Source organism: Cryobacterium sp. Y82, assembly GCF_002929495.1.
In the GTDB taxonomy this organism is placed as follows: domain Bacteria; phylum Actinomycetota; class Actinomycetes; order Actinomycetales; family Microbacteriaceae; genus Cryobacterium; species Cryobacterium serini.
Window position 1 is genome coordinate 16,693 of record NZ_PJJJ01000027.1, and the last position, 23,997, is coordinate 40,689.

Below are 23,997 nucleotides of genomic sequence, written 5' to 3' on the forward strand. Positions count from 1 at the left end.
AGGACAGCAATCATCGGGGACTAGCGCCATGAATAGATCGTATCAATGGTGGACGCGGGTGTCCCAGAAGCCGAACGCTGAGCGGGCCGGTTCAGATCGACGTCAGGGGTTGACCGTGCGGCTGCGCAATTGAGCTGACTGAAACATCACCAGGGAAGTCAGGACAAACAGCCCCAACAACACCATCAGGCCTCCGATGGCCAGTCCGGTGGTGAACCAACCGGGTGACACGATCAGCTCCGTGCCGTCTGCGCTTACATAGCGGCACTCAAGTCCGACAGGCCAGACAGAAAAGGTTCCTGTAGCACCGCGCTCGAGCACGGCCTCAGCCGGTACCTGTTGGGAAATAGCACACTGATATCCAGGAGCCCGTGCTTCATAGGCGGCAGCGGCAACGGGAACGCCACACAGCAAGGCAGCGAGAATGAAGATCACTGTCAGACCAGTCTGAAAACTTCGGCTCATATCTGATCGAACCACAGACCGGACGCACACGGTGCAACATAGTCCGAGGAGGCAGAGTGGCCGATTCGCGTTCGCGAGGAGGAACCCCTTACGGCAATTGACGGAGGCCTCGCAGCATATAAAGATTGGCGACCGATCTCGGGGCGATAATGTCAGTGGCACGGCAACTGAGCGAGGGGGACTTCAATGAGTGAAACGATGCTGGCGCGTGATCTCCTGCCGCCGCAGTACCGTACGCTGCCAATGTTGCGCCTGTTCCTCCCCTTCTTTGACGCAACTGGGCGTGCCCAGCGGTGGTCGTCATTTCTCGTCAATGAAAGCGAATTGACCGCCTCCGTCAGTTGGTTTGAGGTCTGGGATCGGTATGCGGATGAGCGGGGAGCGTCTGCCAGCCCGCCAGAACCGTCTCGAGGCTACATCGACCCGGTTACGGCGCAGGCAGTCAACGAAGCACTGCATCAGCTTGGTCCGACCACCGTGCTGCATTGCCTGCGCTGGGCGGGATATGCGCCCTATAACAGCTCAGGCCTGTTGATGAGACGACTCAACGAAGATTACGTTCCCTACGACCTCCCAGTCAGCAAGTTCGTTCAATTTAGTCGAGAAGATCGCGTACCTGAGTTTGCCAATGATGACGAGGGGCGGTTTGCGTGGGGCACATTCTTGTATCCCGATTCGGTGATCATTGCTGCGGATGTCGACGTCTACCGGCATCTGGTGAACGACGTACGCCTGGACACCGTGTCGATCGTGCACGCGCGCGATATCCTGCCCGTTAGTTCGGGCGATTAGCTGCGAAGATCCTTGTGTTTGTTGAGACTCAGACGTTCTCAAGCGCGGTGCTTCATTACCGCCGGGCGAACGTACCAATCCAGCAAATTCGGCCAGGTCGCGCCGGCCAGGACGGCTACCTATCAATGCGATTCACACTCACGCTCACACTGCCGCCGCACCTCCTGTCGCTGCTGTCCCGGAAGCTGAACGATCACCGGGACGCCTCATCGTTCCGAAAGCCGATCGCTAGGTGAAACGACGGGCGGTGAGCCCTTGGCTAGGATGAGCACCATGCGAACGTGGGACTTCTACCTGGCCGGCGAAGAGGTGGTGACGAATGCGTGGGGCGCCGAGGTTACGCAGCAGTCAGCTCTTGACATGCCACTCCTTGAAGGCTTACTCCACGGTCCCGACGATGATCGTGGTGACTTGGAGATCGCGGTGCCGCTTGCTCGTGTCGTGCACGACGAGTTCGATGCGTACGGCACTTCAGGATCGCCACTGAGCAACGAGGACTCCCGGCTTCTCATCCGCGCATTGAAAGCAGTTCTCGCACGATTGGGAATCGATTCGTTCGATCCGCCGTTTCGCGATTTCGAGACGTTCCGCAAGTACTGGCGAGCCAACGATGGCCACGGAAGTTGGCAGGCTCGGCGGGACATGGTCGACGGGCAGCTCGATGCGCTCCATGAGGTGCTCGACGCTCGTGAATCGGATGCCCTGTCAGGAGCGCTGGCCGATCCGATTTCTCCGAGGAAGGCGACAGGGTGGCGGCGGGTAGACGAGGAACTGAATGAAATGCGGCGGCACTTCCAAAACGCTCGCACGGAACAGGATTACTCGAACGTCGGTAACGACGCAGTGGCTGTACTCGAAGCACTTTCTTCGGCCGCATACGACCATTCTCGTCACTGTCAGGCTGGCGAGGATGAGCCACCCGTCTCGAACACGAAGGTTCGGCTCGGGACAGTGGCTGAGGCGGAGTTGGCCGGCGCAGAAAGTGCGGAACTGCGCAAGGTCGTGCGCGCAGCAATTGAGCTGGCTCAGGCTACGAAGCACCGCCGTAACGGAGATCGTCGCGCAGCCGGCATGACCGCTGATTCCGTCTTGCTAGTCGTGAACCTGATCCGTCGGGTACGCGAACCATCCGCGGAGTCTCGGTAGCCGAACAATCAACGAGGCATCTGAGATTGTACCGGAGCGGATCGATTAGCGTGCCTTCAACGCGTTCGGTGTTTCGGGTTGGTTCGACCGTTCCGGCCAGATTGCGCGGAGGATGCGAATGGTGTCGTCCATTCCGATTCCGGCCTGGATGCTGGTTGCCGCGAGTTGCCGGGCGGTTTCCAATACAGGGCGCGGTATTGTTGTAGCGTTTCGGCCGACACGGGTGCCTCCACCGGTACGGGCCGTGAGGTAGCCCTCGGCTTCGAGCGCCTTGTATGCCTTTGCCACGGTGCCGGGGGCGACGCCGAGGTCCTTCGCGAGCTGACGGACCGAGGGAAGGCGCTCGTCGGCTGCGAGTCGACCCGACGCGATCAGTCCGCGGATTTGATCGCGGATCTGTTCAGTGGGCGGGGCAGATCCTGACAGGGTGATCATCGTGTTGAGACCTTGGCCGGTGCCCACCGCCGCGACGGAATCGCTGCCAGGGCGACAGCGACGCACAGCGCGAACCCGAGCGCTGCGGCGACAGCGGACGCGCCGACGAAGATCGGCTGTAGCCCCGCAAACGTCGTCCAGAACGTCACGCTTCCCTCCGAGGTCCGGAACGAGGATCGTATCGATGCGGTCCCGGCAAGCGAGCCGAGAATAAACCCCAGGTGCGTGAGCAGGGCACTGGTTCCGATCGCGAGAACGTTGCGGGTGCGGAAAATTCGAATGCGAACGTCCTCCTCGCGGTCGTGGACCAGTGCGGGTCGAGCGATGAGCACCAGATTCACGATGGCGAAAATGAGCATGACTGCCATCAAAATCAGCGACGGTATGGAGTTGTACCACCCGTAGATACTCGCGCCCATTTGTCGTTCGCCCCCAAGGTCAACCAAGTACATCGTGTAGCGCCCTGTGCTGGGGTCAGGTTGGGAAGCGACACCAGCCGTGACGGTGACGGTGAGGATGAGCGCGAGAAGGAGGGCAGGGGCGACGAACCACCAGCCTCGCGCAAAACTTAGCGGTGTCCGTGGAATGAGATCTGCAGTACCCCGCCCGCTTCGACTTTGAACCGGGAAGGCGAGAAGCACCATCCCGAGGATCCCGAGCAGCAGGGGTGCCGTGAACCGGTACTCCTGATACCAGTACCAGTATTCTCTCGGCAGCTGAAACGGCAACAATGGACTACCAAAAAGCAGCACGAAAACTCCGCCGACGCCAAGGAGCAGCCCTGCCGCCATGGAGAATGCGCTTACCCCGCCGCCGCGTTGCTGCCTCTTGCGCCCCAAGAATGCCCACCACGCCAATGCGAGAATTATGCCCGCAACAACCGGACCCAGCACGATCAAGAACAACCAAACCATCCCAACACCCCTCAGTCTTGTATCACCCAATCATTACATTAATGTATCATCTGATTGCCACAAATTAGGCCGGTCTTCGTGCAGTCTTGCCCGAGCGTTCAACTCAGCCCGAAACACCGGGCGCATTGAAGCCGAGGGTCACGGCGCAACGTGAAAAGCCTCCGTGAGCGCCGCGGTGCCGCCTACAAATGTTTGTTACCGCCTGAACTTGGCAAGAACGCACGCGTAACGCGGATGCGCCACAGCACTCCGCCCCCAAGACGCCAGACGGACGAACTATCGTGGGGTGCCTGTTGTTCGGCCTTTTTGAATAGCACCTTCGAGAAGAAATTCGATAGAGACCTCTATTGCTGGGACCGGTCGAAACCTACTCGAAAGGGGAACGGTCAACGGGACGGTGCCGCAGCGGAGCCTCTTTGCGACCCGTGGGATCACAAAAGAGTATCGATGGGGGTGCTCGGGCTTGAGTAATGATTGGCTGTAGGCATGATTCACCGCCGGAGATCCGTTGTCGCCACAATGTTGCTAGGCACACTCGCCTGCTTGGGCATCTCCGTCTTCCTAGCGCCGATTGTCAGCGGAGGCTGGTGTGCAGACGCACCCGCTGGCGGCACGTCGATCTGCGGCTCGTATCAAAGGTCACTCGTTGGGATCGACACGAACCTATGGATATGGCTCGGCGCGATTGCGATAGTTGCGGTGATCACGCTGGTGACGGCACGCAGGGCAAATCGCTCGCGTCCGGGTGGGTCCTCTGCAAGTTAGAACGGCACCAAACAATCGCCGTAAGCCGAACCCCCTACGGGACGGTTCTCTCGCGGCTGACACTCGTTGGTTCTTACGAGGCCTGGCAACCTAAACGCAAGGGCGGAACCGCCCTGACGGGCGGCGGCAACAACCGGGCCTGCGCAGTCAACACGACCGTGGCCCTTTTTTCGATGGGCACAACTGCAATTCCCGCGCCACAGTCCTTGGATACCCGGCCAGCAACGCTCAACCTACCCCGAGGCCCGTGGCGAGTATTTCGTGGCATCAAGCCCAAATAGGCGCTACTGACTCAGGCTCCTAGAGCCGGCGCGGTGGTCACTCACGCCAGCATGATCGAGTTCTACGAAGATCCCCGGCTTAAAGGCGACGGACCCGACCTGATCCAAGCGGCTTAGGCGGCAGTGTTATCGCCCGAAGCCGGTTGGCAGCTAGAGCGGGGAAAATTCCGTCAATGTGGGAACCGATGACAACCTCGCACACGTTATTGCGTTCTCACCGACGATGAAGTGGGTGACGATCGCGACCCCATAGTCAAACTCTTGCGCAGGGACAGAACCGTGGCCGTCAACATCGACGTCAATGGTTGATTGCGGGACGTTCAAAGGAAGGGTTCGTAAGTCCAGGTCGGGCGTGTCCAGACGCGCGGCGTAGAACGCCGATAGGTGCTGCCTCGCCTTCTCTTCGTCCCGAAAGTTGGACCGGCGAGGCGAGTTGAGCCAGGTGACGATGGAGAACGGCGCAAGCCGTGGGCCGTCCTCGGTTAGCTTGCCGTAAGCGAGCTCAACGTGATCAGGCAACCCATCTTCCCTATTGAGGTGCACGCTGACAATCTTCACGTCATTGAGCTGGTTCGTAGACGGCCCGATAAGCAGGCCGCCCACGAACAGGACAGCTTCGGCAATGTCAGGCCCTTGCGACCCGTTGCTTCGATCCCGAATCTCCTGCATGCCTTGCGTCCCTTCTTGAGTGCTATCCCCAGATGTATGTGGATGCGGTCGGGCTCCCCGACGCACAAACGGATCCATCTACGAGCGTCGCGGAACTACCTGGGAGAACCCAAGCGGTTGCGTAGTCGTTCACACCCGTTCGCACCCGGTCGGCCGACCAATCAGTCCCCGTTGGACCGCCGTCCATGTTCCAGCCAGCACCCGGATTGAGCCCCACGTCCCACGAGTGCCCGATCGTCCACGCTCGCACGTGGTAACCAGTCTTTACGTAAGCTCCACCTGCGGAATTCTGCTGGAGGATGATGAATGAGTAACCGCAATCGCCGTACACTGTTTCCTGGGACATTGGTGTGATCAAGCCTTGCTTGACCGTATATTCCACGCCATTCTCGTCAACTCGAATGTCGTAACCATTTGCTTTGGCGACCGCATGATCAACGCCGATCCTGCTCATTGTCGCAGTCAGCGTCACGATTTCTTCATCGGCGGCGCTGGCCGCCGCCGTACCCGCAGTAACGCTGGCGGCAACGAACAGCATTACGACGCTGAGACGCGCCGCGATCCCCCTCGGACTTTTGAACTTGAACATATCAACCTTCCCTATAGCTCCATTTCGGAATCGGGTCCCCCGCTAGGCCGGTGTTTTCACGCTAAACCCTCATTATCTCTTTGGTCAATAGGACAGGCAGGACCCTTGACTGGCAGGGGGAAAAGGTCGAGCTGGTCCTCGTGCGCCCGGTCGCGTAGTTCGATCATGAGGCGTTGGCTCCGGGAGCCCCGGCCCCGCATTCGAGTCCTCCGGAAACGATGGGTTTCGACACACTGAGGTTTCGAGACACCTCTCACAGGAATGGACTGCAAGATCGTGTTGCCCTCCACTAAGCCGTACGTTCACCGGTCAAGGTCTGACGTGAAACCAAACGCAAAGGACGTCTCGGCTCAGGTGCCGCAAGGGGAACCCCATACGGCACGCTCATAGGGGTCTGGCGGTGTATAAACGCAGCGTAGCCGTCACGATTCTCGGCATAGGCGGCGCGCGTCCATGGCGATCTGAGACGGCTGCCACGCGCCGTAGGCGAACTCCGTCTTTTTACGCGAAGTGAATTGAACCACTGGACGAGCGCGAGTGATGAGCGCCTGATTTTGGACTCCGTCGAGGCTTATTTCGAAGTCCCAGGCGCACCGACCATAGCGGTCCAGTGTGAACGGAAGATTAGGTGCGTTCGCGTGGTCAGGGGCGTCGAAGAGGGAGTCGACGCCCCCGCCACCGTGCGATGCGGTGAAGCGAATATCCACGCCATTACCGCGATCAATCTGCCAGTAAGCGGCAATCATTTGGGTGGATTGGTTGCCGGTATTCACAACTTCGAGGCTGAAGCCAGCAATCCGCCGTCCTGGCACCGTGCTCCGTTCCCCAATCCACTGCTCACCGGATATCGAAACCCTGGGTCGATCCCAGCGCCAAGCGCGTAATGCTGTCCAGCCAGCCGTGAGCAGCGACACCACTAGCGCGGTACTGGCAAGGATGTCGGAGTAGCTCACGGCCCAAGTCTGCCAGTCATGAGTGGCCTAGACGACGCAGAACCGATCACGGCCAAACATCCTGCCGCCTCAGGCCGGCTGCATCTGCGGCCCGCAGGGGGACCGCTAACGGGCAGGCTCCTCGGTAAGCGTTTTTGAGGCGCGGGCAGTCTGTGCGGGTTTGGAAATGATGGCGACGGAGATTGAACTGAGGACGATGACGATTCCGGCTATCTGCATGGGGGTGAGGTCCTCGCTGGCGATTAGCCAGCCGAGGAGGATGGCTACGACGGGGCTGAGTAAGCCAAGGAAAGCCGTGGTGCTTGCGGCGAGCCGTGCGATTCCGCGGAACCACATGACGTAGGCGAACGCGGTGCCGATGACCGAGAGATAAGTGTATCCAATGATGTTCGTCGGTGTGAGCGGCGCGACGGGAAGGCCCTCGATCACGAGCATAAGGACCAGGAGGGAGAGGCCTCCTGCGATGAGCTGCCATGCAGTGGTCGCTAATGGGGGCGCGGGCTGCCCCCACTTTTTGGTCAGCACGATCCCGAATGCCATGGAGAGTGTTCCGCCGATAGCGGCTACGAGTCCGATGGCGTCGAGGCGGGCTTGGGCCTGGAGCACGATGAGGCACACGCCGAACAGGCCGGTAGCGCCAGCGATGACCACCCGGCCTGTCAATCGCTCGTGGAGCACGCGGCTGGCAAGAAGGGCGATGACGAGTGGCTGAATCCCGCCCATGATTGCGGCCACACCGCCAGGGAGCCGGTAGGCCGCGATGAAGAGCAACGCAAAGAACGCTCCGATGTTGAGAATGCCAAGAACCCAGGATTTCCACCACCATGCGCCATGTGGCAACGTTCGGCAGAGCATGAGTAGGAGGATTCCCGCAGGAAGTGCGCGCAACGTAGCCGCGAGCAGCGGCCGATCCTCCGGCAGCAGCATCGTGGTTGTCAGGTAGGTTGTGCCCCAGAGCGCAGGGGCTAAAGCTGTTGTCATCAACATGAAAGTTCGATTGCTAAGCACTTAGGTATTATACCTAAGTGCTTAGCAATTGCTACTGTGGTTACATGCCGGACCAAGTTGATCGAATCATCGAACAGTGGAATACAGAAAAGCCCAACCTTGATGTATCACCCATGGCCGTCATCGGACGATTAAGTCGCACCGCCCTCGTCGTGGAATCGCGACTGGCCAGTACGTTTGCCCAGCACAGTTTGGATGCCGCGTCCTTCGACGTACTCGCAACCCTCCTGCGAAGCGGTGCCCCCTATCGGATCGCCCCGCTGGACCTGGCACGTGAGGCCATGATTTCAACAAGCGCAGTGGCCCAGCGACTGAACAAACTGGAGAATCGCGGGCTTGTCACGCGCCAGGCAAATCCCAACGACGGCCGTGGCACACTCGTCGCGCTCACCGATGCTGGAAGAGATCTCATCGAATCGGCATTGCCAGATCACATCGAAACCGAGCGCGCCATCACCGCTACGCTCAGCCTCGAGGAACAGGCAGTGCTCGCAGACCTCCTTCAACGGCTCAGCACCGCAGCCAGTATTTGATGATTTCCCTGTCCGGAAAAGCATTCTTCGACCACTATGTCTTCGAGCCCCACTCACAGAAGATGCAACCACGGTCAGTCCCGCTGGACGAACCCCTTACGGGACGCCGTCGCTCCAGACGACAAACAGAGCCCGAAGTGACGAGTGGTGTGCCTCCTGACACCCCTCCGAGGCGCCGCGATCGACCGATCGGACAGTGTCGGGTGTGGCTTGCGTCTGCAACCGATCCGTGCAACCGTTGCGAACAAACGAGCTGGGGGAAGACATGAAGCGTTGGATAATAAGCGCGGCCATCACGCTCGGATTAGCAATTATCGCGCTCCTGGGAGTAATCGGCTACACGGCTGTTGGCCGGGCCCGCGGGGAAAGCTGGAGCAGCTTGAACGGTCCCGAGCCGGTTTGGCCAGCGGTCATAGGTTTCGGCGCAATGTACATCATCCCGACGGCTGCAGTCGTGTTGGTCGCCCTCATTGCCATTGCCGTCGTTCGTGCATACATCCCCAAATCCCGAGCTTGATACATCTGCATTCGGGGAACAGTCACTGACGATCGCGTAAGCCACGGCCACCAGCGATTGCCACTGGAACCGCCGCAGCGAAAGAAACCACTCCAACAATGCGAACGACAAGCTCTTCTGCAAACAGGATGAGAGCGCAGCCCATCAGCCACAGCACGACCGCCAGAGCAAGAAGAAGAATGCCTCGTTGGAATTTGCTCACAACGTTGACACTAACGACTTCTCGCGAGTTACAGCCGATGATCCAGAAACCGCCCGCAGGGGGAACCCCTTGCGGAACGGTCAGAGTCGGGACGCTCAGAGAATTCAGGATGCGATAGTGAGGGTGATGGGGTCGGTCTCGGCAGGTCCGCCACATTGTTCAGTGCCGCCCACGCGGACCCAGTTGAGTGTCACGTCCCTCTCGGCGAGGACTTCTTTGCTTGGTGAGAGTGCGCGAATAGTGACATTTTCTGGAGTCGCCATTACTGTCGAGATTTCCCACGAGTGTTCATCGATCCCGACGGACGCGTCTGGTGATAGCTGAGTTGGGGCAGGGCCTGAACATTCGCCGTCGACGCACAACTCAACGACGCTGACGTTAGATGTTATGCCTTCGAGCTCGACGGTGACAGTGTTGTCCCACCCGATCGTGGGGCACACGTCCGAGACTGAGCAGCCGGACACAACCGCACTCACCATGAGCGCGGCACTGAGAACGACCAATCGCCTTGTCGTATTGATCGATCGTGTGGAAGCCATGTCGTCCCCATTCATTGCTTGTGATCCGAGGATAGCTGAACCGTCTTAGCCATGGCTCAGATGAACAAAGCGTCACGTAAAGGGAATGTCATGGGGTCAACGCCTGAGAGTGAGGGGTCCGCAAGAGGGACCCTCACCGGGACGGCACACCCCACGGACACGTTCCGCGTCGCGCCAAATGCAGGCTGGGACCTTTATGCCCGTAGGCCCCGCCCGAGAAAATGCCCGGTGAAGGGAGGCTAACCGGGGCAAGAAGTAGTTGCATCGCCGCCGCCGGCCGCCCCCTTGTCGCCGCACGTTCTTTATCGCGAATATTGCGACTGGCCCCACCCGAGCGTCACGATCCGAGTTCGGAAATTCTCCGATACGGAGTGGCCAACGGCGGAACAATTTGCTGCAATGCGGCGCGGAGAAAGTGTTCCGAAAAGCGAAGTTCGCGTAATTGGTGGCGATGAGAACCTGCGCAATGCCGCCGCAGCGGCTGAGCAGCGCATTGCTGCGGAGTATGACGTCCGCCAGGAAATCATCGTCGGGCCGAACGGCGCGAAGTGGAGCGTGTATCTTCAAGAGCTTTCGGCGCGACCCAAGGAGTTTCTAGAAGCGGACGGGCACACACTGACCGCATCTGCTACCCAACGAGTCGAGCGTTTCATTCGAGGCGTCGTGATGGCTTCCCGGGAGTGGGTACCGACAAAAGGTGAGTCACGACACGGCGAGCTGGAGGTCAAGGTCCAACGGACTTCGCCCGTCACAGGTCCGAGTCTGCAGGAATCCCTCGCACCCAGCTCTCAGACATCCCAGCAGGCAACCAAGTCGGGCGGGTGCTATGTCGCCACGGCCGTGTATGGCTCGTACGACAGCCCCGAGGTCTGGGTGCTCCGGCGGTGGCGCGACGACACGCTACTGAAGTCAGCAGGTGGCCGCGCTTTCGTGCGTGGATACTATGCCCTCAGTCCCACGCTCGTTGCACGCTTCGGACACCGGGCCTGGTTCGCCAACGCGGCGCGGCCCATCACTGACGCCGTGGTTGCACGCCTTCGCCGCCGTGGTGTGCTCGACGCGTCGTACCAGGACCCCGCTGAACTGTGACCCCATGACGCGCTCCGAGGGGCCGTCCCCCAGACCTCATCGAAGACCTTGATATGAGCCTAGGCAGGGTTCAGCAAAGAGAATCACCAAGGCGGACCACCGCGCTGCAGATGCATCGAACGCTTGAAGATCCTCCCCACGTCGGCAAAGTCATCGCGATCGACGCCGCTCCGAGCGACTGTGTACGATTCCAGGATGAGTTGCCACGCCTCTTGCAGATCGAGGGCCCGGCTGTTTCGTCGGTGACGAAACGGTGCAGCCTGGCGCTCCTCCTGAGTATGAGCAACCTGCAGAAATTCACCATCCGACGGATGACCCCGACCCAGTGCGTCCGGTGTGGCGCGGCGCTGCCGCCGGCCGCCGGCACCGGACGACCACGCGTCTTTTGTGGACCCGGCTGCCGCAAAGCAGCATACGACGACAGACGGGCTCGTAAACCGGAGGCATTTCACGTCCGAATTGTCGACCGTACTGTCGTGGAGACGGTCGAGATGATTCGGACCATCGATGAAGGGCACGACATCACCGAGTGCGTCCGACAGGTCTGCGGATCACCCCGGGCGGTTGCGAATGTCCTCCTCGCTCTGAATGGGTTGGTCCGTTCGGACACACTGCTGTTGGACAACAAATGGGCTCCCGCCGTGCGTTTGATCGTCGACTTGAACCGCGCCATTCAGAATGCTGCTGAGCACGCAAGCCGGCCGCGCCGCTGACGCTGAGATCGTCGCGGTACCGGAGCACGGAAAGGATGAAACTCAGGCTTGCGACATCTTGCTAGATTCCGTCTAGAGAAAGCATGCAGGGGTGTGTTGTCGGATAGCGTCGCATTTATTTCGCGGTTCGCGGGCTTGTCCATCTGTGGAGGTGCACACGCGCAAGCACTTCCATGGCTACGGTTGTAACGAGCACAGTGATTGAGAGCGCGAGATGACGTACAGCGTAATTCGAGTTCGCACGACGCCTGGTGCCTCGCGCTCAGGGCACATGGGTAACGTGCTCGTGGTTGCTGGTATCGCGGTGGCCGCGTGGATCTCCTTCGGCCGCCACCTCTTCGGGATCGGTGGCGACCTCACCATCATCTACGCGGCGACGCTGGGTGTGATTTTTGCCGCCTTGCTGGTGTTCACGGGGCTCGCGGTACGACGCACGGCACGTCGAGGGTTCGAAACTCGCGCGATAACATACGCGTTTTTCCTTGCATCAGGCGTTATCGGACTCTTGTTGGGACTCACGCTTCCAGATTCAACACCTCGCGGTTTGCAGACAATCATCAGCGGACCCACACAGCCTGCGTTGGATATCGCTATTGGTATCGCGAACCCCCTGGGCGTTATCGGAATCGCGACCGCGATCATTGCGCTCGTGCTTTCGATTCGCGATTCGCGCGGGCGAATCACGCTTGTTGAGTCTTGGGGCGACGAGGATGACGGCGCCCTTGTCGACCCCGCGTAGCGGCAATACGTTGAATCGACGCCGCTCCTGAAAGACCCACGTGCAGCGCGTCAGGCCGGAAACACCGTCTAAGAGACAGCCTCCACCTAGGCTAAGCAGTATGACGGTCGAACAGGTTGAGCAAGGGCCTCGCCAAGTCGCGCGCACTGTTGAGGTGCCGGCTTCGGCCGAAGACGTCTTCGCGTTGGTGGCTGATCCGCACCGTCACGGTGAGCTGGACGGCTCGGGCACCGTCGGCGGTACGGTGTCGGGGCCGCAGCGGCTCACCCAGGGCGCAAAATTCTCGGTAGCGATGAAGCAGTTCGGCGTCCCGTATCGCATCACCAGCACGGTGACGCGCATCGAAGACGGTCGGCTTGTAGAGTGGCGTCACCCCGCGGGACACCGGTGGCGCTGGGAACTCACGCCGCTCACGCCCACGTCTACGCGCGTTACTGTGACGTTTGACTACAGCACCGTCCCAGCCGTTCAGGGAAAGGTCTACGAGCTGCTCGGCTTTCCTCGGCAGAACGCCGCCGGCATCGAAGCCACCCTTCGCCAACTCAGGTCGCGCTTCGCCCGCGCTTGACGTGAGGCCACCGGGCCGGAGTCGGTTACGCGGCCGTGATTACCAGCGCCACCGACTCGTCGGTCGTCCGGCTCAGGCGCCGGACCGCCCGGTGGCGAAGTGCTCAGTGACTAGATCCCGCTGAGCGCTTCCGCATCCGCATCCGCATCCGCATCCGCATCCGCCGCAACATTCTTCTGCACGGCGAACTGGGTCCGGTGCAATTCCTCGTACCGCCCACCCACGGCCAGCAGTTCCTCGTGCGTACCGCGCTCCACGATCGAGCCGTCCTCAACCACGAGGATCAGGTCCGCGCTGCGGATGGTAGAGAGGCGGTGTGCGATCACCATCGCTGTCCGTCCCTTGAGCGCCTCGCTGAGCGCCGCCTGCACGGCGGCCTCAGACGTCGAGTCCAGCGCCGCCGTCGCCTCGTCGAGGATGACGACGCGCGGCTGGGCGAGCAGGAGCCTCGCGATGGTCATCCGCTGGCGCTCACCCCCGGACAATCGGTAGCCACGCTCGCCCACCATGGTGTTCAGCTGGTCGGGCAGGGACCGGATGAGCGGCTCGAGCCGCGCACGGCGGACGGCGTCCCACACCTCATCGTCGGACGCTTCCGGCCTCGCGAGGCGCAGATTGGAGAGGATGGTCTCGTGGAACAGGTGGCCGTCTTGCGTCACCATGCCCAGGGTGTGCCGCATGGAGGCGAACGTGACATCGCGGACATCCGTCCCCGCGAGGCGCACGGCGCCGCTGTCGACGTCGTACAGGCGCGAGAGGAGCTGCGCAATCGTGGACTTGCCGGCACCGGACGAACCAACGAGGGCAACGGTCTGACCCGGCTCGATCCTGAAGGACACGCCGTGCAGCACCTCCTCGCCGCCGCGGGTGTCCAATGTGGAAACCTCCTCGAGAGAGGCGAGGGACACCTTGTCTGCGGACGGGTAGGCGAAGCGCACGTTGTCGAACTCGACGGCCACCGGGCCTTCGGGCACGGCGACGGCGTCGGGCTTCTCCTTGATGAGCGGGTCAAGGTCGAGCACCTCGAAGACGCGCTCGAAGCTGACCACCGCGCTCATGATCTCCACCCGTGCGTTTGCGAGGCCGGTGAGCGGCGCGTAGAGGCGGGTGAGGAGGAGCGCCAGGGTGACCACGTCGCCGGTATTCAGCTGGCCGGCTAGTGCGAGGGCGCCGCCGAGCCCGTACACGAGCGCGAGGGCGAGAGCGGAGACGAGCATCAGGGCGGTGTAGAAGACGAACTGCAGCATCGCGGCGCGGACACCGATATCGCGGACACGGGCAGCGCGGACGCGGAACTCCTCGGCCTCCTCGTCGGGCCGGCCGAACAGCTTGACGAGGGTGGCGCCGGGCGCTGAGAAGCGCTCGGTCATCTGCGTGCTCATGGCGGAATTGTGGTCGGCGGCCTCGCGGCGGAGCGCGGCGAGGCGGCTTCCCATGCGGCGGGCGGGTACCAGGAAGATGGGGAGCATGATCACGGCGAGAACCGTCACGAGCCAGGACGTGCTGAGCATGACGATCAGGGTGAGGATCAGCGCCACGACGTTCGTGACCACGCCGGACAGCGTGCCGCTGAAGGCCTGCTGAGCGCCGATCACATCGTTGTTGAGGCGGCTCACGAGGGCGCCCGTTCGTGTGCGGGTGAAGAACGCGATCGGCATCTTCTGCACGTGGTTGAAGACGGCGGTGCGGAGGTCGAGGATCACGCCTTCACCGATCCGCGCCGAGTACCAGCGCGTCACGAGTGACACGGCGGCGTCGGCCACGGCCACGAGCGCGATGACGACGGCGAGCCACACAATCGTGGTGACCGCGCCCTGGGCGACGATGACGTCGACCACCTGGCCGGCGAGTACCGGCGTCGCGACCGCGAGGAAAGCTCCCACGGTGGAGAGAGTGATGAAGATCAGCAGCTTAGACCGGTAGGGCACCGCGAACCTCATGATCCGCCTCACGGACTCACGGGAGAAGCCGTGTTTGCTGTCCCTAGCACGCGAGATCTTGTGCAGCGAGCTCCAGGCCGCGCCTTCCATGCTCATGGTGGTTCCTTTCGCTCGTACTAGGACAAGTTTAGATAACGAGTTGCCCGAGCTCGGTGTTCTCTCCAGTGGCGGCGAACCAGGGCTTCTTTCATGAAACGGCTCGGCCGGCAACGAGCGCGTCGGCGGGGTTTGCAACTCGGCTGCGGAGGCGATGCGCGGTGCGCCGGTCAGCGTCATGGACCGCGTCAGGGCCGCGGTCATTCCACGACTGTGCGCCCGCTAAAAGCGGTTCACAAGGTCATCATTTACCCATCACATTCATCACTAAATGACCCAAAACGATGACGTACCATTGGAGGCAGCGAACCGCCCGGTTCCCTGTAAACACAAGGGAATCCACGGTTTTTCGGGGACATTCGGCAATGACAGAATTAAGCCTAGAACCTCCAATGGGTCGCAGGTTCGAATCCTGTCAGCCCGACCAAAGGGGCCGTTCGCGAAACTGTTCACGAAACGGCCCGGTCGGAACAAAAAGAAATCGCTCCTGAGGATTCTCAGGAGCGATTTCTGGTTTATGCGGCGTGTTCGTAGGGTTGTATTGGCGATTCATTGACCGGACCGTGTCGCCGGTGGTTTTTTGTGTTTTGGGGCGCGGTCGATGGAACCGGTAAACAATGCTCCCCCGGCCAGAATCAATGCACCGAGCAAAGAGAATGCAATGAACGCGAGCCGCCCCGGGGCGAAACCTCGGTGCAATGACACACTGCGCGCTAGCGGGCTGGCTGTAACCAAGTCGATGTAGGCCGCTGAGGGACCCACCGGGCCACGAACTCGCCCGACAACAACAAGGGGCTGCCCGGCAGCCGTCCTACTGAGGGTTAGGCGCGGCGGAAGCGCACTCGCCAGAACTCCGGGCCTCGTTCGATGTAGCTCACGTCGAAAGTGTCGGGCTGGCTATGCTGAAGTTCCGCCAGCATCCGTTGGGGGTCGTGCGGTTCGATCACGTCCAGGGCGAACCCCGGTGTAACGGCGTCGAGCGCCCCAAAGACGGCCGCGTGCCGGATAGCGTGCGGAATAGTGCGGGCGTCGAGCACGATGTTTTCCGCCCCCGCGGCCGTCCCGTCAACGGCCCCATCTGCAATCGGCCAGCCGAGTGCAAACAGCTCAGGACGCCGCGCCGGAGCGATGAGCTTGGCTACGGTGAGCAGGATGACCGCGTCCTCGACAGCCTCCAGCGAGTTGCGGCCCGGCGGCATCGTGATCAGGTCCCCGCGCCATCCAGACCACGATGCGCCACCCGAGGTGAGAACGACTCTCCCCTCAAGGACCTGCACGGTCGCTTCAGCCAAATTGTCGTGTTCTCCGAGGCATTGCCCGGAACGGAGAGCGATCAGCGTTTGCCGGAGGACGTGCACGTGGCCGCCGTACACGGTCTCCGCACTGCGACCACTGGACGCGTCCCGTGCGTGCTTGAGATGGTGGCGCACGAGTGCGGTGAGCGACTTCTTTTGCATGTCGTTCTCAACTTTCATTTCCCTCATGCTCCGCTACCGCTGCGCGCGTGTCAACGGTGCTGTGATTGCCGCGCGTGGCTGGTCGGTGCCCCCGTTCTCGGCTCGGATTTGGCTACGCTGCCAGCGCCTGGAGTCTGCTCGATTTTCGAGCATCTCATACTGGTAGATCTCCGTTTTCCGCGCGGTCCGGGCGCCTAGTGCCGCGATTGAGTTGAAGGTCAATTAGCTCACCGTCACGTGTGCGCCGAGACGGTCACCGTCACAGAACGAAATTTCGCCGCAAAATGAAACGGCGTGAGCCTATTTGGTTTCCACAGGAATGGCGACTCCGCGCGCGCTCCGGTTGCGCAGCCACGGGATGAGGCCGCCGACGAGGAGCATTTCGATCTGCCGGGTCGAGAGTTCGTGGCGCACGGAGTAGACCTCATCTCGGGTTGTGTTGCGCACGAGGATCTCCGTTCCGTTCGAGAGAGCCTCCCGAATCCCGTCGAGCACGAGCACGTCATCCTGCGAGATGCGATCGTGATCAGCCGCATCCGCGAACTGGAGCGCCAGCGCGCCGAAGTTGGCCAGGTTCTGCCAGTGGATGCGTGCAAACGAGACCGCCAGCACCACCCGCAGTCCGAGGAAGCGCGGGGTGATCGCGGCGTGCTCTCTAGAGGAGCCCTGCCCATAATTGGTCCCGGCGACGATCATGTGGCCGGTCGTATCCCGGGTTAGGGCGGCGCGAGTCGGGTAGGTCGGGTCGACTTGGTCGAAGGTGAATTCGGCGAGCTCGGGGACGTTGCTGCGGAAAGGGAGCACGCGCGCACCCGCCGGCAGGATCTCATCCGTCGAAATGTCATCGCCCACGATTAGGGCGACGGGTGCCTCGATGTGCTCGGAGAGCGGTCCGAAGACCGGCAGCGAGGAGATATTTTCACCCTTAACCAGACGCACCCCGATGGATTCCTCCGGCGGTAAGGGCTTCTCGAGCATCGCGAGGTTCACGCTCGACACCGCCGGGAGTGTGATCTGGGGATATTCCAAGCCGAAGAGCCCGGGCAGGTCCCGCGGATCGGTGATCTGTCCCGTCAGCGCGGCGGCGGCCCCCGTCTCAGGCGAACACAGGTAGACCGAGTCTTCCTGTGTGCCCGAGCGACCAGGAAAGTTGCGCGGCATCGTGCGCAGGCTGATGCTGCCATTCGCCGGGGCCTGGCCCATGCCGATGCAGCCCATGCAGCCGGACTGATGCAGCCGGGCGCCCGCCCCGATCAGATCCAGGGTGGCCCCCATGATGGTCAGGTCCTGCAGAATCTGCCGGGAGGTGGGATTGACGTCGAGGGACAAGCCGGGGAATGACTGCCGCCCCTTCGTGATCGCGGCAACGATCGCGAAATCACGCAGGCCCGGATTCGCGGAGGACCCGATCACGACCTGTTCCACCGGGCGCCCCGCCACTTCGCGTACCGGCACGACGTTGCCGGGCGAGCTGGGAAGCGCGATCAACGGCACGATCGCAGCCAGGTCAATCTCCTCGGTCACGTCGTAGGTCGCATCCTCGTCCGCGAGCAGTTCGGTGAAATCCTGCTCGCGCCGTTCGGCGCGCAGGAAGGTTCGCACTTGATCATCGGCCGGGAAAACGGTGGTGGTCGCGCCCAGTTCGGCGCCCATATTGGCGATCACGTGCCGATCCATCGCGGTCAGGGCGGCGAGGCCGGGACCGTAGTACTCGACGATCCGATTGACGCCGCCCTTGACGCCGTGCCGGCGCAGCATTTCGAGGATGACGTCTTTGGCGCTGGTCCACGGCGGCAGTTGTCCAGTGAGCTTCACGCCCCAGATTTCGGGCATCCTGATGTATAAGGGCTCGCCGGCTATGGCCAGGGCTACCTCGGTGCCGCCGACGCCGATGGCCAGCATCCCGAGCGAGCCGGCAGCCGGGGTGTGGCTGTCGGAGCCGACCATCGTCTTGCCGGGGATGCCGAAGCGCTGCATGTGCGTGGGGTGTGACACCCCGTTGCCGGCCTTCGAAAACCACAGGCCGAACCGTTGGCAGGCGGAGCGGAGAAAGTCGTGGTCCTCCGCGTTCTTGCTGTCGGCCTGCAAGAGGTTGTGGTCGACGTACTGCACAGAAACCTCCGTGCGAGCGCGATCCAGTCCCAACGCCTCCAACTCCAGCATGACCAAGGTCCCGGTCGCGTCCTGGGTGAGGGTCTGGTCGATGTGCAGGCCGATTTCGGTCCCTGGCACCATCTCCCCGGAGACCAAGTGCGATGCGATGAGTTTCTGTGCGACGTTGTATGCCACGGTGAGCTTCCTTACTCGATCGCGGTGCCCGCCGACATTCGTCGGTATGAATTGGCCTCCAGGGCATGCCGCTGCCACCAAGGTAGGCCATTCGTGGCGCCGGGGCTAGCCTTCTCAGGGAGAATGGACGTCCGCTGTACCGGAAAGATGGACCGGGAAGACGGGGCTCTGGGACAGGCGCGCGACCGCGAGAAGAAGGGTGACCTTCCCCGCCCCCGATGTGCATGTCTCACGACCTCTCTGTGTCGTAACCTATGGATTCTGAGAAACCACACACTCGAGAAAGGGTGTACACGGCTGAGCGGTTTTACTTTGACCAGGTTGGCTCCCAGTGTGAGGCGCCTGGTCCGTTCAAGATTTGTTCGCGCGGATGGGTCTACCTGTCGGGGAACTGGGACCGAGTTTTGATATCAGCCCAGCGGAATTTGATGCTCCCATTGTTGTCGCCGTTAGTCGCCACGCAGTCGCACCTATCCTCGGGCTGGGCGCGATAAACACACAACTGATCAACCGGTTCCATAAGCGGCGCAGTGGTCAGTGAATCCGTTGAAACGCTGTCGCGAGAGCAGGGCTGGTTAAAAAATCTGGCGCCTGCAAATCTGGTCACTCTGCCGACCTGCAACACCGACGAATGATCACTGCCGAGGAGCTTAAGTATGGTCACGACCTCTTCGTGCACGAGCTCGTTGGGGCGCTAATTGTTCATAGAACGCCTTTGACCCCGCGCGAATGTGGCCAGGTGTTGCATTCAGTCATTCAGCGCCACGTCTTGCCGGATTTGAAAGCCCCCCCAGCGAGCTCAAGCTCACTCTCGACGAGCACGAGCAGGTTTTCGCTGCAATCGACGCGGCGAATCCCGATGCCGCTGAGGCCGCGGTGCGCTCGCACATCCTCGACACCTGGGAACGTCGACGACCACAGAATCATCGGCATCGTTCGTAGTCAGCGCGCCGCGGCAAATCGGCACGGCTTTTCAAACGCCAGCCTGTCTATGACGGTCTCCCTGGTTACAGGGCAAATCGAAGTTGGTCAGCGTTTCCGCTCAGCTGCAGCCGACACATCGGTACTGGTACGTACGGAGCTCCATGCCGGTCATCTTCGGTGAGATTGCGGCACAGAGAATCAACTCCACAACATTCTGGATAAAACACAGTGGTCAGAGACTGAGCAGGGCGTACGTTCGCTGTAACAGATCAAAAACCGCTGTGGGCGTACGGCCCGTCGGCGCTGAATGAAATGGAGCAGCACCATGGCAACAATTCTCTGGATCATTGCGGTAATCCTCGTAATTGCAGGCATTTTCGCGCTATTTCGACGCCAGATTCTCTGGGGCATCGTACTCATCGTCGTGGGACTGTTGGTTGGTCCAGGTGGCGTGAGCGTCTTCACTTGAAACTGCGGATCGAGTAACCGTTTCGGAGCGTGGCGAAGCTCCGGAACGGTTTCGGCGTGAAGGATCCACTGACGCTCTTCGTTGTCTGAGCGCTGCATGACGTCGAGGAGGTCATAGCTTTTCCTAACACTTGCGATCGTCTCGCGGAGCAGACCGGCAGACACGGGTCTAACCGAGCCTTCACCAATCCCGGGGCTCGACACAGCCACATGGACGAGCGGACGGGCGGGACTGCACTCGCGAGTGCGGTCCCTCCCGCCCGCTTAGCTCAGTCCCCCCTTGACGCGAACGCTGAAAACCGAGATGGCTCCCTCGAAAGGGAAATCGTGTAACCCGGTCGGCTCGCCTGACGGGCGATTTCGGGGTGTCAGTCGCTGGAAAAGGCCATTAGGTATGCCTCAGCCCGCGCGCAGCGGGCTGCTCCTGCGGGTGTATATTGCATGGTTCCACGCGGGTTATCAGCACCCCGCTCAGGGCTTCGCTATGATTCTCTCATTCTCCACTACGCGCGTTCTTGCCCTCGTAGATGACGGCGGGGCCCTAGCTAGAAAACGCCGTGACCTAGCGGAATGAGTTGGCACAGCGCCGCTCGAGCGTAGCCAGTATTCGGGGGCACGCAGGGAACAGCGTCAGTTTCCCAGCCCGGGTGCGATGGCGGGTAGTTCGATCGGAGATATTGATTCGGACGCTTCGGCATCCCCGCCGCCGACCGTGACCGGCACGCCGCCGGCATCTGCAGGCCGGGATGCTGCGGTCGTCGGAGCCGGTGACGGCCCGGTACCGTCCGCTACTTTCTCCACCCGCACAGCCGCGCTTTTGAACAGGGGCTGCTTGGATACCGGATCCCACTCCGTCATCGTCAGTTCGTTGGCCGCAGTGGGGTGACCGTCCGGACCGGACCGTTTCAAATCCCAATAGCCGTAATGAAACGGTGCGAATACCGTACCCACGCGCACATTACTGACGCGGGCGGGAACGACAAGCTCACCGCGACGAGAAGTGACTCGTACAGTGTCACCCTCCGAGATATCGAGACGGCCAGCATCCAACACCGAGATCTCCAACCACGCCGACGGTGCCGCGTTGTTTAGCTGCCGGGCACGACCGGTTCGAGTGCGCGTGTGGAACTGGTACGCCGTGCGACCGGTCGTGTAGCGCAACGGGAAGTCGGCATCCGGCTCTTCGAGTGGTGGTACATAGGCTGCAGCCTTGAAAACGGCGCGCCCATGAATCTCCAGCGCACGGAACGCCTGCTCACCGACCGGGGTACCGGTAAGCAGGTCATGGCCGAACGTTTCGCAATCGTCTGGATCGGTGGCGAAGATGCCGTCACCATAAAGTCGAACGGTTCCGTCCGGATGCTCGTCGTTGCACGGCCATGGAATACCGCTTCCTCCTCGAAGCCGCTCGTAGGTGATGCCGGTGTAGTCACACGGGCGGCCTCGGCTGCAGTCCTGCCAAGCGTGGAATCCATCCTCCGGCCCAGCCCAGTCGAGGAGTGGCGCGCCCGACTTCGTGCGTAAATTCATCCGCGCCGAGTAGTCAAGAAAAATATCTAGATCGCTCCTTGCCTCACCGGGCGGCTCGACGGCCTTGTCCGAGAGATGCACTGTACGATCTGCGTTGGTGAAAGTTCCTGTTTTCTCGCCCCAGCCCGCGGCCGGCAGCACGACATCGGCATACAGCGCTGTTTCGGTGAGATAGAGGTCCTGCACGACGAGGAAGACGCTCTCTTGGCCGAGGATGGCGCGGATACGTTCCAATTCCGGCATCGAGACCGCCGGGTTCGTCGCCGAGATCCAAAGAAACTCGATGCTGCCTTGCTCGACATATCGAAAGATTTGCATCGCATGGGTTGGTGGACCCTTGTGCGGAATGACCGAAATATCAACGTCCCACAGTGTCGCGAGCTCGCGGACGTGCTCCGAATTCTCCCAGTTGCGGAATCCGGGAAGGTCTCCATCCGCCCCGCACTCCCGGTTGTTCTGCGCGGTGGGCTGGCCGTTCATCTGCAGCACCCCGTTTCCTGGCGCGCCGAGTTTTCCTCGCAACAAGTGCATATTGTTCACCTGACAGGATGCCGCGGTTGCCTGCGCCGACTGGTAGAAGCCCTGCAAAACGGTGGAGAGCACCCGGGCACTCGTGCCGAAAATTTGTGCAGCTTCTCGCACATCGTCGACCGAGACACCGCAGGTCTCAGCTACTGCCTCTGGCGTCCATGGTTCCACGATGGCCCGCAATCTGTCGACTCCGATGGTGTGGGCCGCTATGTAGGCCTCATCAATCCATCCGTTCATGAACAGTTCCCGAATCAGACCATTCATCAGCGCCTGGTTCGTCCCTGGACGCACCGCAAGATGCACGTCCGCGACCCGCGCCACCTCAGTCTCACGCGGGTCGATACAGACAATACGTGGCCGGTCGGGCCCGGCGATCCGATCGAGCACCCTCGCCCACAGCACCGTCTGCGTCTCAGCCATGTTGTGCCCGTACAGGAACATTGCGTCACATTCGTCGATGTCGGCGTAGCTACCAGGCTGGCCATCCGCACCAAAGCTCTCCTTCATCGCCGCAGCCGCGGTCGCCGTGCACAATCGGGTGTTGCCATCCATGTGCGGGGTGCCGATACCGGCCTTACCGAGAATTGCCAGCGCGTAGTACTCCTCGAGAAACAATTGGCCGCTGGTATAGAACGCGTGGCTCAGCGGACCCTTGTCCGCGAAAAGCTGCCTACTTCGCTCGACGATCCGGGACATCGCCGTGTCCCAGTCGGTCTCGACCAATTCGCCACCGACCCGGATGAGCGGACGAGTCAGCCGGTCGCCGTTCGACATACTCTGCCAAGTGCCGAAGAGGCCCTTCGGCCCGAGTCGCCCATGATTGACAATGTCGATGGCGCGACCGCGCACTCCGACCATCCGCCCGTCTTTCACCGCGATGTCGCACGCGCAGCCATTGCTGCACAGCGTGCAAGCCGACTGCACCCAACGATCAACGTCGTCTTCACCGAGACCATCAGCCAACTTCTGATCAACACGCACCGGCCACTTCTCGCCTCGGGCAAAGGGCGTCCTGGTGCCCCAGATATCGCCGATCCTGTCCACCATAACAACGCCCTCTTCCGCTCTGACTTGTAGTCTGCGCCCGCGAGCAGTCCAGATCAACGTCGAGACGGGATTTATCCACAGTGCCCCGCCGTCGGTGAAGTCGATGCCAACCGTTCCGTTGGCCCACCGTATGAGAGTCCGCGCGTTCTTCGTGACCATCACTCCGAGCAGCACCTGACCAAGTTGGGACTGCAAAGCACCAACGATGTCGCTGATTCCAAGTTCTACAGGACGAGCATGCGCATCACGGATGATGCGAGCAGGCGGCACCGCTTGCACAGCAAGATTCGTCAAACTGCTCACCTCCAGTGGTCTACTGATAGCAGTCGAACGTCTATCTACTTGTCGGGCAATATGACTGATAATGGTGGATTACGACGAGTAATAATGTGCCTAGTGCAGAATCTAATGAGTAGGGCTCCCGCGATGTCCTCTCTCCTCAAAGTAAGACAGTCGCACTTTTGATACGTGCGCTGCTTGGCACCGGGGAAGGCTTTGATTGCGCCGCTTCTGCTTCATCTGGACCCCGCAGCGTGAACGCGTCAGAACCTCGCGCCCGGAGCTGAGCGATTCGGCAAGTTGGTGTCACGCCGTGGACAAAATCTAAGTCGGAGAGACTGACGCAAACGAGGCGACCGCCGACTCGAAGTGATCGAATACGACATGCCGTCGCGGCGCCTCTATGTTCATGACTTCAAAAGCAGAACCACGTTTTTCGATGTAACCGAGCACCTTCTCGGGTGACCTTTCGTGGCAGCGGCGATCACCCACACGCCATTCATGATCGGANTCCAACAT

The 23,997-nt window shown here is 61.2% G+C and carries 21 protein-coding genes; 9 read left to right on the forward strand and 12 right to left on the reverse strand.

Annotation, left to right across the window (positions count from 1 at the left end):
* Positions 1–102 precede the first annotated feature (102 nt).
* Positions 103–435 (reverse strand): hypothetical protein, encoded by a 333-nt coding sequence (locus CXY70_RS04805; protein ID WP_104191254.1) that lies wholly within the window; start codon positions 433–435, stop codon positions 103–105.
* 216 nt (positions 436–651) lie between these two features.
* Between CXY70_RS04805 and CXY70_RS04810 the strand changes: the two genes are divergently transcribed.
* Together CXY70_RS04810 and CXY70_RS04815 are read left to right on the forward strand one after the other, a co-directional pair.
* The gene (locus tag CXY70_RS04810) at positions 652–1,257 is read left to right on the forward strand and encodes a hypothetical protein (RefSeq protein ID WP_146066058.1); all 606 of its coding nucleotides are present in this window, start codon (positions 652–654) and stop codon (positions 1,255–1,257) included.
* Positions 1,258–1,530: 273 nt separating this feature from the next.
* Complete coding sequence (locus CXY70_RS04815; protein ID WP_146066059.1) at positions 1,531–2,403, forward strand: hypothetical protein; 873 nt, start codon at positions 1,531–1,533, stop codon at positions 2,401–2,403.
* A 45-nt stretch (positions 2,404–2,448) separates the two neighbouring features.
* Here the strand turns inward: CXY70_RS04815 and CXY70_RS04820 are convergent, their stop codons facing one another.
* The 6 genes from CXY70_RS04820 to CXY70_RS04845 all read right to left on the reverse strand — a co-directional run bounded on the left by CXY70_RS04820 (position 2,449) and on the right by CXY70_RS04845 (position 8,017).
* Entirely contained in the window at positions 2,449–2,838 is a 390-nt protein-coding gene (locus CXY70_RS04820) for a GntR family transcriptional regulator (protein ID WP_104191362.1), read from the reverse strand.
* A complete protein-coding gene (locus tag CXY70_RS04825) occupies positions 2,835–3,752 on the reverse strand; it encodes a hypothetical protein (protein ID WP_104191257.1) in 918 nt (305 codons plus the stop codon). The genes CXY70_RS04820 and CXY70_RS04825 overlap by 4 nt, the downstream gene beginning before the upstream one ends.
* A 1,196-nt stretch (positions 3,753–4,948) precedes the next feature.
* A complete protein-coding gene (locus CXY70_RS04830) occupies positions 4,949–5,467 on the reverse strand; it encodes a hypothetical protein (protein WP_104191258.1) in 519 nt (172 codons plus the stop codon).
* Positions 5,468–5,489: 22 nt separating this feature from the next.
* Positions 5,490–6,056: a hypothetical protein gene (locus tag CXY70_RS04835; protein WP_104191259.1), complete on the reverse strand. Its 567-nt coding sequence runs from the start codon at positions 6,054–6,056 to the stop codon at positions 5,490–5,492.
* Positions 6,057–6,478: 422 nt separating this feature from the next.
* Complete coding sequence (locus tag CXY70_RS17510) at positions 6,479–7,009, reverse strand: hypothetical protein (RefSeq protein ID WP_146066060.1); 531 nt, start codon at positions 7,007–7,009, stop codon at positions 6,479–6,481.
* Positions 7,010–7,114: 105 nt separating this feature from the next.
* Entirely contained in the window at positions 7,115–8,017 is a 903-nt protein-coding gene (locus tag CXY70_RS04845; RefSeq protein WP_233205744.1) for an EamA family transporter, read from the reverse strand.
* A 44-nt stretch (positions 8,018–8,061) separates the two neighbouring features.
* Between CXY70_RS04845 and CXY70_RS04850 the strand changes: the two genes are divergently transcribed.
* Both CXY70_RS04850 and CXY70_RS04855 read left to right on the forward strand, forming a co-directional pair.
* Entirely contained in the window at positions 8,062–8,550 is a 489-nt protein-coding gene (locus CXY70_RS04850) for a MarR family winged helix-turn-helix transcriptional regulator (protein ID WP_104191262.1), read from the forward strand.
* 265 nt (positions 8,551–8,815) lie between these two features.
* Positions 8,816–9,067 (forward strand): hypothetical protein, encoded by a 252-nt coding sequence (locus CXY70_RS04855; RefSeq protein WP_104191263.1) that lies wholly within the window; start codon positions 8,816–8,818, stop codon positions 9,065–9,067.
* Between the two features lie 22 nt (positions 9,068–9,089).
* Here the strand turns inward: CXY70_RS04855 and CXY70_RS04860 are convergent, their stop codons facing one another.
* Positions 9,090–9,269, reverse strand: coding sequence for a hypothetical protein (locus CXY70_RS04860; RefSeq protein ID WP_104191264.1), 180 nt, complete (start codon positions 9,267–9,269; stop codon positions 9,090–9,092).
* A 938-nt stretch (positions 9,270–10,207) separates the two neighbouring features.
* Between CXY70_RS04860 and CXY70_RS04865 the strand changes: the two genes are divergently transcribed.
* The 3 genes from CXY70_RS04865 to CXY70_RS04880 all read left to right on the forward strand — a co-directional run bounded on the left by CXY70_RS04865 (position 10,208) and on the right by CXY70_RS04880 (position 12,917).
* The gene (locus CXY70_RS04865) at positions 10,208–10,897 is read left to right on the forward strand and encodes a CFI-box-CTERM domain-containing protein (protein ID WP_104191265.1); all 690 of its coding nucleotides are present in this window, start codon (positions 10,208–10,210) and stop codon (positions 10,895–10,897) included.
* 927 nt (positions 10,898–11,824) lie between these two features.
* On the forward strand, positions 11,825–12,349 hold the full coding sequence (locus CXY70_RS04875; protein ID WP_104191267.1) for a hypothetical protein: 525 nt from the start codon (positions 11,825–11,827) through the stop codon (positions 12,347–12,349).
* A 100-nt stretch (positions 12,350–12,449) separates the two neighbouring features.
* Positions 12,450–12,917: an SRPBCC family protein gene (locus CXY70_RS04880; protein ID WP_104191268.1), complete on the forward strand. Its 468-nt coding sequence runs from the start codon at positions 12,450–12,452 to the stop codon at positions 12,915–12,917.
* Positions 12,918–13,027: 110 nt separating this feature from the next.
* Here the strand turns inward: CXY70_RS04880 and CXY70_RS04885 are convergent, their stop codons facing one another.
* The 3 genes from CXY70_RS04885 to CXY70_RS04895 all read right to left on the reverse strand — a co-directional run bounded on the left by CXY70_RS04885 (position 13,028) and on the right by CXY70_RS04895 (position 18,699).
* A complete protein-coding gene (locus CXY70_RS04885; protein WP_104191269.1) occupies positions 13,028–14,953 on the reverse strand; it encodes an ABC transporter ATP-binding protein in 1,926 nt (641 codons plus the stop codon).
* A gap of 821 nt (positions 14,954–15,774) precedes the next feature.
* On the reverse strand, positions 15,775–16,428 hold the full coding sequence (locus CXY70_RS18620) for a DUF2249 domain-containing protein (protein ID WP_104191270.1): 654 nt from the start codon (positions 16,426–16,428) through the stop codon (positions 15,775–15,777).
* Positions 16,429–16,710: 282 nt separating this feature from the next.
* A complete protein-coding gene (locus CXY70_RS04895) occupies positions 16,711–18,699 on the reverse strand; it encodes an aconitate hydratase (protein WP_104191271.1) in 1,989 nt (662 codons plus the stop codon).
* 729 nt (positions 18,700–19,428) lie between these two features.
* Here CXY70_RS04895 and CXY70_RS18625 point away from each other — a divergent pair.
* Together CXY70_RS18625 and CXY70_RS17990 are read left to right on the forward strand one after the other, a co-directional pair.
* A complete protein-coding gene (locus CXY70_RS18625) occupies positions 19,429–19,641 on the forward strand; it encodes an FCD domain-containing protein (protein WP_104191273.1) in 213 nt (70 codons plus the stop codon).
* Positions 19,642–19,948: 307 nt separating this feature from the next.
* Positions 19,949–20,092, forward strand: coding sequence for a GPGG-motif small membrane protein (locus CXY70_RS17990; protein WP_166806505.1), 144 nt, complete (start codon positions 19,949–19,951; stop codon positions 20,090–20,092).
* Between the two features lie 629 nt (positions 20,093–20,721).
* On the opposite strand, the gene CXY70_RS04915 is transcribed toward CXY70_RS17990, so the two are convergent.
* Entirely contained in the window at positions 20,722–23,199 is a 2,478-nt protein-coding gene (locus CXY70_RS04915) for a molybdopterin oxidoreductase family protein (protein ID WP_104191363.1), read from the reverse strand.
* Positions 23,200–23,997 lie beyond the last annotated feature (798 nt).

Bases quoted from the DNA above. Each gene is read 5' to 3' on its own strand.
- CXY70_RS04810 (WP_146066058.1), top strand. From the start codon at position 652: ATGAGTGAAACGATGCTGGCGCGTGATCTCCTGCCGCCGCAGTACCGT.
- CXY70_RS04815 (WP_146066059.1), top strand. From the start codon at position 1,531: ATGCGAACGTGGGACTTCTACCTGGCCGGCGAAGAGGTGGTGACGAAT.
- CXY70_RS04820 (WP_104191362.1), bottom strand. From the start codon at position 2,838: ATGATCACCCTGTCAGGATCTGCCCCGCCCACTGAACAGATCCGCGAT.
- CXY70_RS04825 (WP_104191257.1), bottom strand. From the start codon at position 3,752: ATGGTTTGGTTGTTCTTGATCGTGCTGGGTCCGGTTGTTGCGGGCATA.
- CXY70_RS04830 (WP_104191258.1), bottom strand. From the start codon at position 5,467: ATGCAGGAGATTCGGGATCGAAGCAACGGGTCGCAAGGGCCTGACATT.
- CXY70_RS04835 (WP_104191259.1), bottom strand. From the start codon at position 6,056: ATGTTCAAGTTCAAAAGTCCGAGGGGGATCGCGGCGCGTCTCAGCGTC.
- CXY70_RS04850 (WP_104191262.1), top strand. From the start codon at position 8,062: ATGCCGGACCAAGTTGATCGAATCATCGAACAGTGGAATACAGAAAAG.
- CXY70_RS04855 (WP_104191263.1), top strand. From the start codon at position 8,816: ATGAAGCGTTGGATAATAAGCGCGGCCATCACGCTCGGATTAGCAATT.
- CXY70_RS04865 (WP_104191265.1), top strand. From the start codon at position 10,208: ATGCGGCGCGGAGAAAGTGTTCCGAAAAGCGAAGTTCGCGTAATTGGT.
- CXY70_RS04875 (WP_104191267.1), top strand. From the start codon at position 11,825: ATGACGTACAGCGTAATTCGAGTTCGCACGACGCCTGGTGCCTCGCGC.
- CXY70_RS04880 (WP_104191268.1), top strand. From the start codon at position 12,450: ATGACGGTCGAACAGGTTGAGCAAGGGCCTCGCCAAGTCGCGCGCACT.
- CXY70_RS04885 (WP_104191269.1), bottom strand. From the start codon at position 14,953: ATGAGCATGGAAGGCGCGGCCTGGAGCTCGCTGCACAAGATCTCGCGT.
- CXY70_RS18620 (WP_104191270.1), bottom strand. From the start codon at position 16,428: ATGAAAGTTGAGAACGACATGCAAAAGAAGTCGCTCACCGCACTCGTG.
- CXY70_RS18625 (WP_104191273.1), top strand. From the start codon at position 19,429: ATGTGGCCAGGTGTTGCATTCAGTCATTCAGCGCCACGTCTTGCCGGA.
- CXY70_RS17990 (WP_166806505.1), top strand. From the start codon at position 19,949: ATGGCAACAATTCTCTGGATCATTGCGGTAATCCTCGTAATTGCAGGC.
- CXY70_RS04915 (WP_104191363.1), bottom strand. From the start codon at position 23,199: ATGGTGGACAGGATCGGCGATATCTGGGGCACCAGGACGCCCTTTGCC.